Annotated in this window: 16 protein-coding genes; all 16 read right to left on the bottom strand. The window is 64.4% G+C overall.

Going from position 1 to position 15,622, the window contains the following annotated elements; genetic code table 11:
* Positions 1-20: 20 nt before the first annotated feature.
* The 16 genes from ACLV8F_RS11410 to ACLV8F_RS11335 all read right to left on the bottom strand — a co-directional run bounded on the left by ACLV8F_RS11410 (position 21) and on the right by ACLV8F_RS11335 (position 15,563).
* Positions 21-1,043: an ABC transporter ATP-binding protein gene (locus ACLV8F_RS11410; protein ID WP_411884332.1), complete on the bottom strand. Its 1,023-nt coding sequence runs from the start codon at positions 1,041-1,043 to the stop codon at positions 21-23.
* On the bottom strand, positions 1,040-2,017 hold the full coding sequence (locus ACLV8F_RS11405) for an ABC transporter ATP-binding protein (protein WP_411884331.1): 978 nt from the start codon (positions 2,015-2,017) through the stop codon (positions 1,040-1,042). The genes ACLV8F_RS11410 and ACLV8F_RS11405 overlap by 4 nt, the downstream gene beginning before the upstream one ends.
* A 15-nt stretch (positions 2,018-2,032) precedes the next feature.
* Positions 2,033-2,968, bottom strand: coding sequence for an ABC transporter permease (locus ACLV8F_RS11400; protein WP_411884330.1), 936 nt, complete (start codon positions 2,966-2,968; stop codon positions 2,033-2,035).
* Positions 2,969-3,123: 155 nt separating this feature from the next.
* On the bottom strand, positions 3,124-4,707 hold the full coding sequence (locus ACLV8F_RS11395) for an ABC transporter substrate-binding protein (protein ID WP_411884329.1): 1,584 nt from the start codon (positions 4,705-4,707) through the stop codon (positions 3,124-3,126).
* 73 nt (positions 4,708-4,780) lie between these two features.
* Entirely contained in the window at positions 4,781-5,761 is a 981-nt protein-coding gene (locus ACLV8F_RS11390; RefSeq protein WP_411884328.1) for an ABC transporter permease, read from the bottom strand.
* 161 nt (positions 5,762-5,922) lie between these two features.
* Positions 5,923-7,293 (bottom strand): TAXI family TRAP transporter solute-binding subunit, encoded by a 1,371-nt coding sequence (locus ACLV8F_RS11385; protein ID WP_411884327.1) that lies wholly within the window; start codon positions 7,291-7,293, stop codon positions 5,923-5,925.
* Between the two features lie 229 nt (positions 7,294-7,522).
* Positions 7,523-8,035 carry a plastocyanin/azurin family copper-binding protein gene (locus ACLV8F_RS11380; protein ID WP_411884326.1) on the bottom strand — a complete coding sequence of 171 codons (513 nt, stop codon included), beginning with the start codon at positions 8,033-8,035 and terminating at the stop codon, positions 7,523-7,525.
* Between the two features lie 62 nt (positions 8,036-8,097).
* Complete coding sequence (locus ACLV8F_RS11375) at positions 8,098-8,376, bottom strand: hypothetical protein (RefSeq protein WP_411884325.1); 279 nt, start codon at positions 8,374-8,376, stop codon at positions 8,098-8,100.
* A gap of 20 nt (positions 8,377-8,396) precedes the next feature.
* The gene (locus tag ACLV8F_RS11370) at positions 8,397-9,563 is read right to left on the bottom strand and encodes an MFS transporter (protein WP_411884324.1); all 1,167 of its coding nucleotides are present in this window, start codon (positions 9,561-9,563) and stop codon (positions 8,397-8,399) included.
* A gap of 157 nt (positions 9,564-9,720) precedes the next feature.
* Positions 9,721-10,389, bottom strand: coding sequence for a DUF1989 domain-containing protein (locus tag ACLV8F_RS11365; RefSeq protein ID WP_411884323.1), 669 nt, complete (start codon positions 10,387-10,389; stop codon positions 9,721-9,723).
* 15 nt (positions 10,390-10,404) lie between these two features.
* Positions 10,405-11,187: an amino acid ABC transporter ATP-binding protein gene (locus tag ACLV8F_RS11360; protein WP_411884322.1), complete on the bottom strand. Its 783-nt coding sequence runs from the start codon at positions 11,185-11,187 to the stop codon at positions 10,405-10,407.
* Complete coding sequence (locus ACLV8F_RS11355; protein ID WP_411884321.1) at positions 11,177-11,857, bottom strand: amino acid ABC transporter permease; 681 nt, start codon at positions 11,855-11,857, stop codon at positions 11,177-11,179. Before ACLV8F_RS11355 ends, ACLV8F_RS11360 begins: the two co-directional genes overlap by 11 nt.
* Before the next feature lie 15 nt (positions 11,858-11,872).
* Entirely contained in the window at positions 11,873-12,535 is a 663-nt protein-coding gene (locus ACLV8F_RS11350; protein WP_411884320.1) for an amino acid ABC transporter permease, read from the bottom strand.
* A gap of 144 nt (positions 12,536-12,679) precedes the next feature.
* Entirely contained in the window at positions 12,680-13,471 is a 792-nt protein-coding gene (locus ACLV8F_RS11345) for a transporter substrate-binding domain-containing protein (RefSeq protein WP_411884319.1), read from the bottom strand.
* The gene (locus ACLV8F_RS11340; RefSeq protein WP_411884318.1) at positions 13,468-14,244 is read right to left on the bottom strand and encodes a GntR family transcriptional regulator; all 777 of its coding nucleotides are present in this window, start codon (positions 14,242-14,244) and stop codon (positions 13,468-13,470) included. The genes ACLV8F_RS11345 and ACLV8F_RS11340 overlap by 4 nt, the downstream gene beginning before the upstream one ends.
* 338 nt (positions 14,245-14,582) lie before the next feature.
* Positions 14,583-15,563, bottom strand: coding sequence for a Bug family tripartite tricarboxylate transporter substrate binding protein (locus ACLV8F_RS11335; RefSeq protein ID WP_411884317.1), 981 nt, complete (start codon positions 15,561-15,563; stop codon positions 14,583-14,585).
* Positions 15,564-15,622 lie beyond the last annotated feature (59 nt).

Raw genomic sequence — 15,622 nt, 5'->3', positions numbered from 1 at the left:
CCGGATCGTGGTATTTGTTCCTAGATCCGGCCCTCTTCAACCGCATGGCAGGCCACGCGCACGCCCTCAAGTTGCAGGAATTCCGGCCGTTCGCTGCGGCAACGCTCGTTGGCGTGCGGGCAGCGCGGGTGGAAGGTGCAGCCGCCGGGCGGGTTCAGCGGATTGGGCACCTCGCCCGAAACCGGCGTGCGGGCCCGGCCTGTGTCGTGCATCTTGGGGATGGCGTCCAGCAGCATGCGTGTGTAGGGGTGGCGCGGCCTGTCGAACAGGCTGTGCTTGTCGGCCAGTTCGACCAGGCGCCCCAGGTACATCACGCCGACCTGGTCGCTCACGTGGCGCACCACCGCGAGGTTGTGCGAGATGAAGAGGTAAGTGAGGCCCTGCTTGCGCTGCAGGTCCTTCATGATGTTGAGCACCTGCGCCTGCACGCTCACGTCGAGCGCCGAAGTCGGCTCGTCGCAGACCAGGAATTCGGGCTCGGTGGCCAGGGCGCGCGCGATGGAAATGCGCTGGCGCTGCCCGCCCGAAAACTGGTGCGGGTACTTGGGCATGTCCAGCGGCGACAGGCCGACCGACTTGAGCAGCTCGCCCACACGCTCCTTGAGCGCGGCGCCGTCACTGAGGATACCGTGTTCGCGCAGCGGCTCGGCGATGATGTTTTCAACCGTCCAGCGCGGGTTCAGGCTCGCGTACGGGTCCTGGAATATCATCTGGATGCGGCTGCGCAACTGCTGCCCGGCCGGTGTCTTGAACACGGCATGGGCGTCCTGGCCGTCGAAAGTCAGCCCGCCGCGCGTCGGTTCATACAGGCCCACCAGCAGTCGGGCCACGGTGCTTTTGCCGCAACCCGACTCGCCGACCAGCGCCAGCGTCTTGCCTTTTTCAATCTCGAAGCTCACGCCGTCGACGGCTTTGAGCAGCAGGCGGGGCTTGCGCTCCAGCACACGGTTGAGCCAGGGCGGCGACACGTCGAAGGTCTTGGCCAGGTCATGGGCCTGGACCAATGGGGCGCCGGTGCTTTCCGTGTTGGGGATCGCGCTCATGCCGCCACTCCCGCGTGTACATCGTGCAACCAGCAGGCGGCGCGCGTCGCTCCGGCCGGCATCAGGTCGGGCCTCTCCTGCCGGCAGCGGTCAAAAGCCTTGGGGCAGCGCGGGTTGAAGGCGCAGCCTTGCGGGATCGCGTTCAGGCGCGGCATGGCGCCGTCGATCTGGTAGAGGCGCTCGCGCTCCACCGCGATGTCGGGAATCGCGGCCATCAGGCCGGCGGTGTAGGGGTGCGAGGGGTGGTTGATCACCTGGTGCACCGGGCCGATTTCGGCGACGCGCCCGGCATACATCACGGCCACGCGGTCGCAGGTCTCGGCGATCACGCCCATGTCGTGGGTGATCAGCATGACGGCGGCGCCGCGCTGTTTGCAGATGTTCTTGAGCAGCGTGATGATCTGCGCCTGGATGGACACGTCGAGCGCGGTCGTCGGCTCGTCGGCCACGATCAGCTTGGGCTCGGCCGCCAGGGCCAGCGCGATCACCACGCGCTGGCGCATGCCGCCCGAGAACTGGTGCGGGTAGTGGTCTATGCGCTGCGCGGCGGCCGGGATGCCGGTGTCGTTGAGCAGCTCGATGGCGCGCGCCCGGGCTTCCCGCGCGGTTACCGGCAGGTGGGCCTGGATGGTTTCCACCAGCTGCCGGCCTATGGTGTAAAGCGGGTTCAGCGAGGTCAGCGGGTCCTGGAAGATCGCGCCTATCTTGCGCCCGCGTATGTGGCGCATGCGCTCGTAGGGCAGGTTGTCGATGCGCTCGCCTTCCAGCAAAATCTGGCCGCCGGCCACGCGACCGGGCGGCTCCAGCAGGCCGATGATGGCGGCGCCGGTCAGCGATTTGCCCGCACCCGATTCGCCCACCACGCCGAGGATTTCACCGGGCGCGATGTCAAACGAGATGTCGTCCAGCGCGCGCAGCGTGCCGCGCCGGCCGGGAAATTCGACCACCAGGTTTTTGATTTGCAAGAGACTCATTTTTTAAATTCGTCCTTACCTGAGGCGTGGATTCAAGGCGTCGCGCAGCCAGTCGCCGAGCAGGTTCACGCTCAAGGCAATCAACACCAGCATCAGGCCCGGGAACACGGTGATCCACCACTCGCCCGAGAACAAATAGTCATTGCCCACGCGGATCAAGGTACCCAACGAAGGCGAGGTGGGCGGCGCGCCCACGCCCAGGAAGGACAGCGTGGCTTCGGTGATGATGGCGGTCGCCACCTGGATGGTCGCCAGCACCAGCACCGGCCCCATCACGTTGGGCAGCACGTGGCGGCGCATGATGCGCAGCGGCGCCACACCGGTGACGCGCGCGGCCTGCACGTACTCCTTGCCGCGCTCCACCATGGTGGAGCCGCGCACCGTGCGCGCGTACTGCACCCAGCCGGTGAGCGTGATGGACGCGATCAGCACACCAAAGGCGACCGTGTCATGCGCATTGGGAAAGAGCGCGCGGCCGACCCCCGCAATCAGCAGCGCGACCAGGATGGGCGGGAAGCTCAACATGACGTCACACAGGCGCATCAACACCGTGTCGGTCCAGCCGCCGCGAAAGCCCGCCAGCAAACCCAGCAATACACCGATGAGCATGGAGAAAATAACCGACACCACGCCGACGACCAGCGAAATCCTTGCGCCGTAGATCACCGCCGACAGGATGTCGCGGCCCTGGTCGTCGGTGCCCAGCAGGTACTTGCGCACGCCGCCGCCCTGGCTCTCGGGAACCGCGTGGTCGGCCAGAGAAGGCGCCAGCCGTGAATGGTCCATGACCAGTGTCGTGAGGTCGAACGGGTTATGCGGAGAAACCCAACCGGCAAACAGTGAGCTGAAGACACAGGCAAATGCGACCACGGCTGCCGCTATCGCCACCGGCGAGTTGCGAAAGCTGTAGCCCACATCGCTGTCAAACCAGCGCGCAAGGGTTTTTTTCATCGAGAGAATGCTGCAGTCCGTGTTATCAAGCGGTTAACAAAGCGAAACCTGTGCCAGCAACAGCGCGGAACCGGCTTTGCCGGGCCGCAGCTGTTGTCTCCTGAGGGGAGAGGCCGTTACGCGCAGCGAAAAGGCAACAGGGGCAGCCTGCTTCTTTACTTTTTCACGGTGACCCACTTGAAGAACATGAAGTTGTCGGCCAGCTGGACCAACTCCACTTTCTTGCTGGTACCCCAGGCAAGTGCCTGCTGGTGCAGCGGCAGATGGCCGACGTCGGCGGTGTGGATGTCAAAGACTTCCTTGATCATCGCGGCGCGTTTGGCCTTGTCGGTCTCGGCCTGGATTTTTTTCGTGAGCTCATCGACCTTGGGGTTGCAATAGGCGCCCAGGTTGAACTGGCCGGCGCCCTTGTCGTCCACGCAAGCCATCAATGCATTCAGCGCGTTGTGGGCGTCATAGGTGCTCGGTGTCCAGCCCAGCAGGTAAAAACTGGTGTCACGACGCAATATCTTGGGGAAATAGGTTCCCTTGGTCTCTGCCTGCAGGTTGATCTTGACGTTGATTCGCGACAGGTTGGCGGCAACCGCCTGGCAGATCTTGCTGTCGTTGACGTAACGGTCATTCGGGCAATTCATGGCCACTTCAAAACCGTTGGGGTAACCCGCTTCGGCCATGAGTTTTTTGGCGGCTTCCGGGTCGTACGGCAGGCGCTTGTTTTGCTCGGCCTGGAAGCCGTTGATGCCGGGAGCAATCATGAGCGCGGTCGGGGTTGAGGCGCCGCGCATCACGGTTTTCTTGATGCCGTCAATATCGATGGCCTGGTAGAAGGCCTGGCGCACGCGCTTGTCCTTGAAGGGATTTTTGCCCTTGACGTTGGAGTACAGCAGCTCATCACGCTTTTGATCCATGCCGAGGAAGATGGTGCGCAACTCCGGGCCTGCGAGGACGCGAGTGGACGGGTTGCCGTTGACGCGGTCGATGTCCTGCACCGGCACCGGCTCCATCACGTCGACTTCACCCGACAGCAAAGCCGCGACACGCGTGGCGTCATTGCCGATCGGGGTGAAGATCACTTCCTGCGCGTTGCCTTCAATCTTGCCCCAATAGCTGCCGTTGCGGACGAAGGTGGTGCGTACATTCGGCTGGCGCTCACGCAAGCGATACGGGCCCGTTCCGTTGGCGCGGAAAGACGCCGCGTTCTCTATGCCCTTGCGGCGATCCACCGGCTTGGTCGCCTGGTTGGTTTCGCACCACTTCTTGCTCATCATGTAAACCAGGGAAATCACGTCCGGCAGGATGGGGAACGGGGTCTTTGTTTCAATCTCGACGGTGTAGTCGTTGATCTTGCGCACTTCCTTGAAGTCATTGGTATAGCTCTTCAGGTCCGAACCGTCGGCCTGGGTGCGCGCAAAACTGAAGAGCACGTCGTCCGCCGAGAAGGGGGTGCCGTCATGAAACTGCACGCCCTTGCGCAGCTCAAAACGCCACACGGTCGGTGAGGTCTGCTTCCACGAGGTGGCCAGGCCGGGGGCCAGGCTCAAGTCCTTGTTGCGCATCACCAGGCCCTCGTACACATTGCCCGTGACGCTGAATTGCAGCGACTCGCTCAGGGAATGCGGGTCCATGGACAGCGCGTCGCCCTGGTTGGCAACGCGCAGGGTTTGCGCGAATGCGGCGGAGCTCGTGGCCGCGACTGCGCACAGAACGGCGACCGAGAGCAGGTTTGACTTGAATTTCATCGGGAACTCCTTGTGGAAGGGATGCTTGCTTGCCGGGGTAAAAAAACAATGATGGATGTGGCGGGTCGCGGGCTCAGTGGCCCGCGGCGTTGCCCACGCGCAGCCGGGGGTCCACCGCGAAGTACAGCAGGTCGACGACCAGGTTGATGACGACAAAAATCAGCGCGATCAGGCACAGGTAAGCGGCCATGACGGGGATGTCGGCGAAGGTCACGGCCTGGATGAACAGCAGGCCCATGCCGGGCCACTGGAACACGGTCTCGGTGATGATGGCGAAGGCGATCAGCCCGCCCAGCTGCAGGCCGGTGATGGTCATCACCGGCACCAGCGTGTTCTTGAGCGCATGGCCGAAGTGGATGACACGGTCGGGCAGGCCGCGGGCGCGCGCGAACTTGATGTAGTCGGTGCGCAGCACTTCCAGCATCTCCGCGCGGACCAGCCGCATGATCAGCGTGAGCTGGAAGATCGCCAGCGTCACCGCCGGCAGCACGACGTGGTGCCAGCCGTCGGCCTTGAGCAAGCCGCTGCTCCACCAGCCCAACTGCACCGTCTCGCCGCGGCCGAAGCTCGGGAACCACCCCAGGCCCACGGCAAACACCAGGATCAGCAGGATGCCGATCAGGAAGGTCGGCAGCGACACGCCCAGCAGCGAGATCGTCATGAACACCTGGCTCAGCAAGCTGCCGCGGCGCAGCGCCGAATACACGCCCATGGGGATGCCGATCACCAGCGCCATGAAGGCCGCCACCAGCGCCAGTTCAAACGTGGCCGGAAAGCGCTCGGAAATCAGGCGCGAGACCTTGGCGCCCTGGCGCAGGCTCAGGCCGAATTCGCCCTGCGCGGCGTTCACGAGGAAGTGCCAGAACTGCACGACGAAGGGCCGGTCCAGGCCCAGGTCGGCGCGAAGCTGGGTGATCTGCGCAGGCGTTGCGTCCTGCCCCAGCAGGAACACCACCGGATCACCGACATACTGGAACAGCATGAAGGCTATCAGGGCGACCACGATCATCACGATCACGGCCTGGATCAGGCGGCGCAGAATAAATGCAAGCATCGGCCAAGGAAAAAGTATCGGGCGATACTAGCAGAGCAATTGCCGTGCCGACACCGGGTTTACTTTAGGGTTAAAGAAACAACAGGATCCGGATTCTTGCCCCAAATCAGGCCGTTTGGCGCCCTTTTACGGTGCTGAAACCCCTTGCGGCGTGAACCAGCCTACAAGCGCTGCAGCTTCTTGCGCACCAGCTGGATGTTGCTGCGCAGCGCATACAGCTCATCGGTATAGGACAGCGGCACCGAGATTTTCTCGGCCCGGCTTTCCAGCTCGTTGAGCTCCTTGAGCAGCGCCTCGTTGCTGTTGCCGGCGTCTTTTTCATCCATGCGGGTTTCGATGTCGCGCAGCTGGCGGTACCAGCGGAAGATGCGCGAGCGCACACGGAAGGCATACAGCGGCGGGATGATGCGCGACAGCGGCAGCATGATGGCCAGGATGATGCCCATCACCAGCCACATGCGCTCGACCAGGTTGGCCACCCAGAAGGACAGGTAGCGTTGCAAGAACGGCTTGTCGTTCTTGATGCTGCGCTCGGCTTCGGATGAAATCGGCAGCTCGTTGTTGGCCAGGTTGGGGTATTCGCGGGTGCGCTTGAACCAGCCTGCGCCGCCGTGGATCTGGTTGCCGGCTTGCACGAAGAGCTGCAGCAGCGCCGGGTGCGTGCCCTTGCGGGTAACAAGCGCCGTCGTCGGCGCCACCAGGCGCACGTCGCGCGGCGGAATGTTGGCCGCCAGGTCGACCACGCCGCGCGGCAGCACCACGGGGCTCAAGAAAGCGAAGCGGCGCGAATAGGCTTCGCTCTGCGGAAAGTCCATAAGCCCTATGCCAGGCGTCTGCAGCAGCATCTGCACCATCAGCGACTCGGGCGCGGACGCGAACACGATCGCGTCCAGGTCACCGGCCAGGAAGGCCACCGTCGCCGGGGTCTGTTCCAGCTCCGAGATCTTGAGGCTGTCCAGGTCCACCTTGTTGCTGGCCAGCAGCTTGTTCATCAGGTTGGGAATGCCGCTGCCGGCGGTGCCCAGGTTGACGCGCCAGCCCTGCAGCTGGCTGAGCGCATTGAGCGTGGGCTCCTTGCGCAACGGCTCGCGCCCGGTGGGCGCCTGCACCAGCGCGGGGGGAATCTTCTTGACGGCGTCTTCCCGGTAGAACAGCCACACGGGTTCCACAAAGAGGCTGCCCAGCGACTCGAGGTTTTCCTCGTCCTCGGGTTGGGCCTCGCTGGTGCCGCCCTGCACAAAGCCGAGGTCGGCCTTGCCTTCGCGCAGCAACTGCAGGTTGTGGGCCGAACCCTGCGAGGGCAGCAGCGTGACCTTGATGCCGTCTTCGGCCAGGATCCTGGCGTAGCGTTTGCCGAATTCCTCGTACGCGCTTTGCGCCGGGCCGGTGGCCAGGGTCACGCGCTTGGGCGGGTTCGGGTCCAGCCACCAGTAGGCCAGCACCAGCAATGCGACAGCCAGCAGGATGAAAGGGCCGGCGGAGACGGCCAGATCGCGCAGCGACAGCAGGGTGTAGCGTATGGTTTTGGACATGCGGGCTACCTTATCACGCGGCGGCGGCTGCGGCCCTGTCACCCCCGCCTCCGTGTTGGATCTGAATTTATCCGCAGATTACGCAGATTAGAGAGAGGGTGTTTGCGTCAAGGCTTCGCCCCGATCTGAATGCCGGCCACACGGCTTCGCATCAGGACTTTCTTCATCTGCGTAAATCTGCGTAATCTGTGGATATAAATTTATTAGCGGGGTGAAGTTGAAGCAGGGCTTAGCGTGCCGTCACGTTGATTTTGCCGACCATGCCGGCCTGGTAGTGGCCGGCGACCAGGCAGGCGAAGTCGAACTCGCCGGGGCGGTTAAAGGTCCAGACCAGCTCGCCCGATTTACCGGCGGGAACATGCGTCATACCAGGCAGGTCATGTGCCATGCCGGGGGATTTGGCCATCATCGCGGCATGCGCCTCTAGTTCCGCCTTGGTGCCTATCACCAGCTCGTGCAGAAGTTTTCCCTGGTTGCGGATCACAAAGCGCACGGTCTCGCCTTGTTTGAAGCTCAGCTTGTCGGGCGTGAAGCGCATGTTGTCGTCCATGGTCAGCGCCACGGTGCGGGTGACCGATTTGGCCTCGCCGGCAATGCCCCAAGGCTTTTGTTCTTTTTGGGCGGCGGCCGGCGGTTTGTGCGCGTGGCCGCCGCCGTGATGGGGTGTGGCCGCGCCGGCTACCGCGGCCACTGCCAGGAGGGCGCAGGCGCCAGTCAATTTGAACGGGAATTGAAATGCCATGGTGTCCTTGGTGTCGCGCAGGGTGAATGAATGACGGAGGGTTTTGGACAGTTTCTGCGTGCTCAGCTTTTGCGCAATTGCAGCCCGGCCTTGTCCAGCCACAGCTGCAGGCTGCCCAGCAAATCCTTGCGGCTGAAGGAGCAGCTTTCTTCGGCGAACAGCGCGCTGGATTCGAGCCGGTTCAGCAGTTGCGACAGCACCTCGCCGAAACGTTCGGGCAGGGCCGCCGCCAGCATGTTCTGCTGCATGGCGAGTTGCGAAAAAGCGGCCACGCCCAGCGTGTCGCTGCGCAGTTGCTGCAATGCGGCTTGCAAGGCGTCGAGCTGGTCTTGAGCGGTCATGGCCTGATTGTAGGAAAGCGCTAAGCGGCCGCCGAAGCCTGCGCGCGCGCCGGCATGCGGTCAAACACAAGGGTCAGCATGGCGAGCAGGCCGAAAGGCACGCCCACCCAGCCCAGGTGCGCAAAGCCCACCTGCTCCAGCAGCGTGCCGCTGATCACCGAACCCAGCGCCGTGCCCACATAAAGCATGGAGCCGTTGAGGCTCAGCAGCAGCGGCGCCTGCGCCGGCGACAGGCTGGCCAGCCGGCTTTGCTGCGGCGCCATCAGGCCGAAGCCGGCGATGCCCCACAGCACCAGCACGGCCATGGTGGCCGGCACGTTGCCGCGCGTGAGCGGCAGCAGGCACATCATCGCGACCAACACCGCCAGCTGCGTGCGCAGGGTGCGCAGCGCGCCGAAGCGGTCGGTGGCCCAGCCGCCCATCAGCGTGCCGCCCACGCCCGCCAGGCCGAAGACGGCCAGCGTGGCCGAGAGCTGCGTCGAGCTCATCGGGTTGAGCGCCTGCAGCACCGGCCCGACATAGGCGAAGACGCTGAAGATGGCGATGAAGTAGAGCAGCGTGCGGCCCCAGACGCGCAGCACCGCGCCCTGGCGCGCGGCCGCCTGGAAGCCCGCGAAGCTGGTGCCGGCGCTGGCCATGTTGGCCGGGATCAGCCAGCTGGCCGCGACCAGCGCCGCAAAGCTTGCCGCCGCCGACAGCCACACCGGCACACGCCAGCCGAACTCGAAACCCAGCCAGGCGCCTATGGGCAGGCCCACGGCATAGCTGATGCTCATGCCCAGGAAGGTGATGGACAGCGCGCGGCCGCGCAAGGCCGGCACGACCATGCTGACGGCCAGCGCCGAGGCCGCCGCGGTGAACATCGCGCCCGCGCCCATCAGCACGCGGCCCAGCAGCAGCAGGGGCAGGTTGGGGGCGATGGCGCACACCAGGCAACCGGCGGTGAACAGCGCCAGCGCCAGTTGCACGGCGCGCTTGCGCGGCCATCGCGCCGTGAGGACGATCAGCAGCGGCGCCAGCACCGCGGTGGCAATGGCATACGCCGTCATGGCCTGGCCGGCCGCCGCCACGCTGATGCCCAGCGACGCGCTCATGGGCTGCAGGATGCCGCCCAGCACAAACGCGCCGCTGCCTATCACCAGGTTGCACAAGGCGAAGAAATACAGGATGGGCGGCATGGTGTTCATGAGGGCGGCGTCGGGGTCGGCGGGGGCAGTGCGGGCTGCCCGGGGACGGCGCACGCGAGTGGCCGTCCGGTGAGGAGCCCTGCAAGTCTATCCCCGCCATTGTGCGGGAAGCCGCCCGGCCATGCCGGGCCGAGGTAAAGCCGGCCCTGGCGAGACCTCAGGCCGCCGGAACCCAGGGGCCGTTGACGGGCAGGCCTGGCGCGCTTGCCAGGATTTCCAGGTCGGCCGGTTTGGGTGTGTTGTCGCCCGCGCCCTGGATTTTCACGATGTCCTGCGGGCAGGCGGAGAAGGCCACGAAGCAGTCCATCTCGGCGCGCAGCGTGATCGAGTCGCCGGCCTTGGTGACGGTGGGCAGGGTCTTGAGCGTGATGCCGTCGGGCTGCACGCGGATGTTCATGAAGATGTTGAACGAAGCCAGGATGGCGCGCGGCGGCGTCAGGCCCAGCGCGAACATGCCTTCGAACATGTTGTCGCAGCAGTTGCGGTGGTAGCCCTGCACGCCCAGCAGCTCATAGCGGCGCCGGTCGCAGGCGGCCATGAAGCTGTCGTGCACACCGGGCGAGGTGTCCTCGACCACGGTGAGTATGGGGTGGCGCTGGTTGGTGACGAAGGAATCGCCGACGATGGGGTTCAGGCGCTGGTTCCACACGCGGGTGGTTTCCATGCACATGAATTCGTTCAGGTCATAGGCGTTGAAGGCCCAGCAATCGACCACCTGGGTGCCGTGGGTGTTGATGACTTTCACGGCCTGCCCGGCCTGCAGGCGCACGGCCTTGCCGTGGCCGGCGGGAATGTTGAGCGTGCGGGGCGATGTGGATGCGGTCATGTGTGGCGGGTTTACTTACTGGATCATGCCGAGGAACTGCTTGAGCTCGGCGGTTTGCGGGTTGGAGAACACCTCGTCGGGCGGCCCGATCTCGTGCACGCGGCCCTGGTGCATGAAGACCACGCGGTCGCAGACCTTGCGCGCGAAGTTCATCTCGTGCGTCACCATCAGCAGCGTCATGCCTTCGGCGGCCAGGCTTTCCACCACCTGCAACACTTCGCCCACCAGTTCCGGGTCCAGCGCCGAGGTGATTTCGTCGCACAGCAGCACCGAGGGTTGCATGGCCAGTGCGCGCGCAATCGCCACGCGCTGCTGCTGCCCGCCCGACAGCTGGTCGGGCCATGACTCGAATTTTTCGGCCAGCCCCACGCGCTGCAGCAGCGCGCGCGCATGCTCGGCGGCGGGCGCACCGGCCGTCTTCTTGACCAGCGTGGGCGCCAGCATGATGTTCTTGCCGACGGTCAGGTGCGGGAAGAGGTTGAAGCTCTGGAAGATCATGCCCACGCGCTGGCGCAGCTCGCGCATCACCTGCGGGTTGTCGTGCAGCAAATGTTTGCCGTCCACGCGCAGTGTGCCGCTTTGAAAAACTTCCAGCCCGTTGATGCAGCGCAGCAGCGTGCTTTTTCCCGAGCCGCTTTTGCCGATGATGGCGATCACCTCGCCGGCCTTGACTTCAAGGTCTATGCCTTTCAGAACTTCGTTGGTGCCGAAGCTCTTGCGCAACTGGTTGATTTCCACCAGGGTCCGTTCGGACCCGGCGGGGGATGGGGTGTCGATGGCGGTGGCGTTAGCGTCCATTTCGGGCTTTCCTCTCAAGCTTGCGGGCATACAGGGAGACGGGGAAACACAGCGCGAAGTACATCAGCGCGACGCAGCTGTACACCACAAAGGGTTTGAAGGTGGCGTTGGTGATCATGGTGCCGGCCTTGGTCAGTTCGATGAAGCCGATCACCGAGGCCAGCGCCGTTCCCTTGATGACCTGCACCAGGAAGCCCACCGTGGGTGGCACGCCAATGCGCACGGCCTGCGGCAGCACGATGTAGCGCAACTGCTCGCCGAAGTTCATCGCCAGGCTTTGCGCGGCCTCCCACTGGCCCTTGGGAATCGCGTCGACGCAGCCGCGCCAGATCTCGGCCAGGTAGGCGCTGGTGTACAGCGTGAGCGCCACCGCGGCCGCCACCCAGGCCGGCACGTTGATGCCGAAGAGCGCCAGGCCGAAGTAGGCCAGGAAGAGCTGCATCAGCAGCGGCGTGCCCTGGAACAGCAGCACATAGCCGTCCATCGCGCGGCGCAGGACGCGCCCGGCCTTTTGCGCGCCCGGCGCCGCGCGCGTGGCCGACAGCCGGCCCACCAGCAGCAGTCCGCCGACGATGCCGCCGCCCACAAAGGCGACCAGCGAGAGTACGACAGTCCAGCGCGCTGCGAGCAGCAGGTTGCGGAAGATGTCCCAGACGGTGAATTCGATCATGGTGCTTGGCCCTGGTTATCGACCGAACAGGAACCTGGGTCCCATCCAGTTGAGAAGTTTTCGGACCACCACCGACAGCGCCAGGTAAATCACCGTGGCGATGATGAAGGCCTCAAACGCGCGGAAGTTGCGGCCCTGGATCAGGTTGGCGGCATACGAGAGTTCCTGCGTCGAGATCTGCCCGCAGACGGCCGAGCCCAGCATCACGATGATGATCTGGCTCACCATGGCGGGCCAGACTTTCTTGAGCGCCGGCGGCAGCACCACGCGGGTGTAGATCTGCACGCGGTTGAGTGCCAGGCTTTCAGCCGCCTCGACCTGCCCGCGCGGTGTGGCCTCGACGCCGGCGCGGATGATCTCGGTGGCGTAGGCCGACAGGTTGATCACCATGGCCAGCACCGAGGCGGTTTCCGGCGAGAGCTTGAAGCCCGCGGCCGGCAGGCCGAAGAAGATAAAAAACAGCTGCACGATAAAAGGCGTGTTGCGGATCAGTTCGACGTAAGTGCCCACCACCCAGCGCAGCCAGCTCGGCCCGCTGGCGCGCGCCCAGGCAAAGCCCATGCCCATGAACACGCCCAGCACCGACGAGATCGCCGTCAGGCCCAGCGTCCACGCGACGCCTATGGCCAGCAGCGGCCATTGCGACAGCACGGCCATGAAATCGAGCTCAATACGCATGGTTAACTTCCTGTTGAAAGAACGCTGCCTGTTTCTGTCATGCCGGCAGCCGCAGTGGAACCGGCTTTGCCGGGCCACCAGCGGCGCCCCCTGCAAGGGGGAGGCGCTTACGCGAAGCGAAGCGCAACGGGGGTGTGCAACAACTTACTGAGGCAAGTTGCCTGCCGGGCGGCCCAGCCACTTCATCGCGATCTTGTCCAGGTCGCCGTTTTTCTTGGCTTCGGCGATCACTTCATTGACCTTCAGGCGCAGCTTGTCTTCACCCTTGGCGACGCCGATGAAGTTGGGGCTGTCACTGAGCAGCAGCTTGTACTCGGTGTTGAGCTGCGGGTTCTTGGCCATCATGTTGCCGGCCACCGAAGCGCCGGTGGCGATCAGTTGCACCTGGCCGGCGGTGTAGGCCGACACGGTGGTGTTGTTGTCTTCAAAGCGCTTGATGTCGGCGCCGGAGGGGGCGACTTTGGTCAGTTCCTGGTCTTCCAGGGCGGCGCGCGTCACGCTGATGGTCTTGCCGGACAGGTCGGCGAATGACTTCACGCTCATGCTCTTGGGGCCGAACACGGCCTGGAAGAAGGGTGAGTAAGCGGCGGTGAAATCGATGACTTTTTCGCGGTCGGGGTTTTTGCCCAGCGTGGAGATCACCAGGTCGGCCTTCTTGGTTTGCAGGTAGGCGATGCGGTTGGCGCTGGTGACGGGCACGAGTTCAATCTTGACGCCGAGTTTTTGCGCGATGTAGCCGGCCATTTCAACGTCCAGGCCCTGGGGCTTGAGGTCGGTGCCGACCATGCCGTAAGGCGGGAAGTCGGTCGGGATGGCGATCTTGATTTCCTTGGCCTTCATGATGTCGTCCAGCGCGGTTTGCGCATGGACGCCGGAGACGGTCAGCACGGCGGCTGCGGCGAGGGCGAAAGAAAAAACACGTTTGCTGGACTTCATAGCAGGGCTCCTAGGTAAGTGGAAGAGTCGTCGGTGGATTTGGCCGAAGCACGGCCGGGCTTGCGAACACGGGGAGGCGAAGAGGATGTGGCCGGAGCCTGCGCATCGAGCGGGCTCAGCGCGCTGCGCAACTGCGCCAGCGGGTCGCCGCCCGAGGCCTGCAGCTTGAGCGCGGCCTGCACGCTGCCGATGTGGGTTTGCATGAGTTTTTCGGCCTTCGCCAGGTCGCCTTTTTCCAGCGCCTGCACGATGAGCACATGCTCTTCGCAGGACTGCGCCGCATCGTGCGAAGACTGGTAGAGCATGGCGATCAGCGTGGTGCGCGCGGTGAAATCGCGCAGGGTGTCGGCCAGCAGGTTGTTGCCCAGGCATTCGGCCAGGCACACATGGAAGTCGCCCAGCAAGAAGCTGCGCAGGCCCACGTCGTCGCCCTTGACGGCGGCTTTCTCGCGCGTGAGGTGGCTCTTGAGTTGTTTGATGGCGTCCTTGCTGACGTCGGTGGTGCAGCGGATCAGGCCCATCTCGATCACACGGCGCGCCTCAAAGGCCTCGCGCGCTTCTTCCTGCGAGGGCTCGATCACATACCAGCCGCGCCGGCTGCTGACGGTGACGATGCCGCGCACCGCCAGGCGTGTCAGGGCTTCGCGGACGATGGTGCGGCTGCAGTCGAACAGCAGGGCCAGCTGCTGCTCGCCCAGGCGCGAGCCGGGCGCGAGCTTTTGCGCCATCACGGCTTCGATGATGCGTTTGCTGATGTCGGGGGCGGTGGCCATGCACTCGGTAGTGCATATCCCGTGCCAGCCTATATGACTGGTTTAATCAACTGGTATACAAGCTTTGCGCACCTGCCTGGCGTGCGCCGTGCACCGGGCCGCGGCTTTTGGGTGGCCGGCGCACCGGGACGGGGCGTGCCAAGGGATGCAGAAATTTATCCGCAGATTACGCAGATTTCCGCAGATTGAAGAAAAGGCATTTGTACTTGAGGCTTCATCCCCATCTCCATGCGCTGTCCATGCGCTGGTTACGCGCCTTGGCACCAGGATTGCCTTTAATCTGCGTAAATCTGCGTAATCTGCGGATATGAATTCTTCTGCAGTGAGTAGAAACGGCGTCAGTCCAGCTTGGCGCCCGAAGCCTTCACCGCCGCAGCCCAGCGCGGCATCTCGGAAGCCAGGAACTGCGTGAACTCCTCGCTGCCCATGAATGCCGGGTCGGCGCCCTGCGTGACCATGCGGTTGCGGATGTCCGGGTTGTTCATGACCTGCTTGAAGGCATCGCTCAGTTTGGCGGTCACGTCCTTGGGCAGGCCGGCCGGCGCCAGGAAGCCGTAAAAACCGACCACCTCAAAACCTTTAATGCCCGATTCGATGACGGTCGGGATGTCGGGCAGGGCCGGGTTGCGCTCCTTGCTGGTCACGGCCAGCGCGCGGACCTTGCCCTGCTTGTGGTAACTGGCGGCCTGCGGAATCGATTCGCCCATGAACTGCACCTGGCCCGCCATCAGGTCGGTGAAGGCCGGCGCGCTGCCGCGGTAAGGGATGTGCACCATGAACAAGCCCGTGGCGTTCTTGAACATCTCGGGCACCAGGTGGCTGATGCCGCCGTTGCCGGCCGAGCCGTAGTTGACCTGGCCCGGGCGCGCCTTGGCGTAGGCGACAAATTCCTGCAGGTTGTTCACCGGCAGCTTGGGGTTGACCAGCAGGGCCAGCGGCTGCATGGCGGTGCGCGCGATCGGCGTGAAGTCTTTCAGCGTGGCGTAGGGCAGCTTGCTGTACAGCGCGGGGTTGATCACCATCACGCCGGTGTTGGCCAGCATCAGCGTGTAGCCGTCAGGCGCGGCCTTCATCACGTCCTGCGCGCCCACGGTGCCGCCGGCGCCCGACTTGTAGTCGATCACGATGGGCTGGCCCAGCACGGCCTGCAGGCGTTCGGTCAGCAGGCGGGCATGCTGGTCCAGCGGGCCGCCGGCCGGAAAGCCGATGACGATGCGGATGGGTTTTTCGGGGAAAGCCGCAAAGGCTGTGGAAGTGGCCAGCGCCGTGAAGGCCAGCAGCGTGAGGGTCTTGCGGGGCAGGGCGAAGAAGCGGTTCATGAAGTCTCCTGTTGTGTGTGTTGCGCGTGCAGGCGGTGCCGTTTCATCATAGTGAGCGC

The organism is Polaromonas sp. YR568, assembly GCF_943369675.1.
GTDB lineage: Bacteria > Pseudomonadota > Gammaproteobacteria > Burkholderiales > Burkholderiaceae_C > Polaromonas.
Note: the sequence above shows the minus strand (reverse complement) of the source record. Positions and strands in the feature narration are given on the sequence as shown.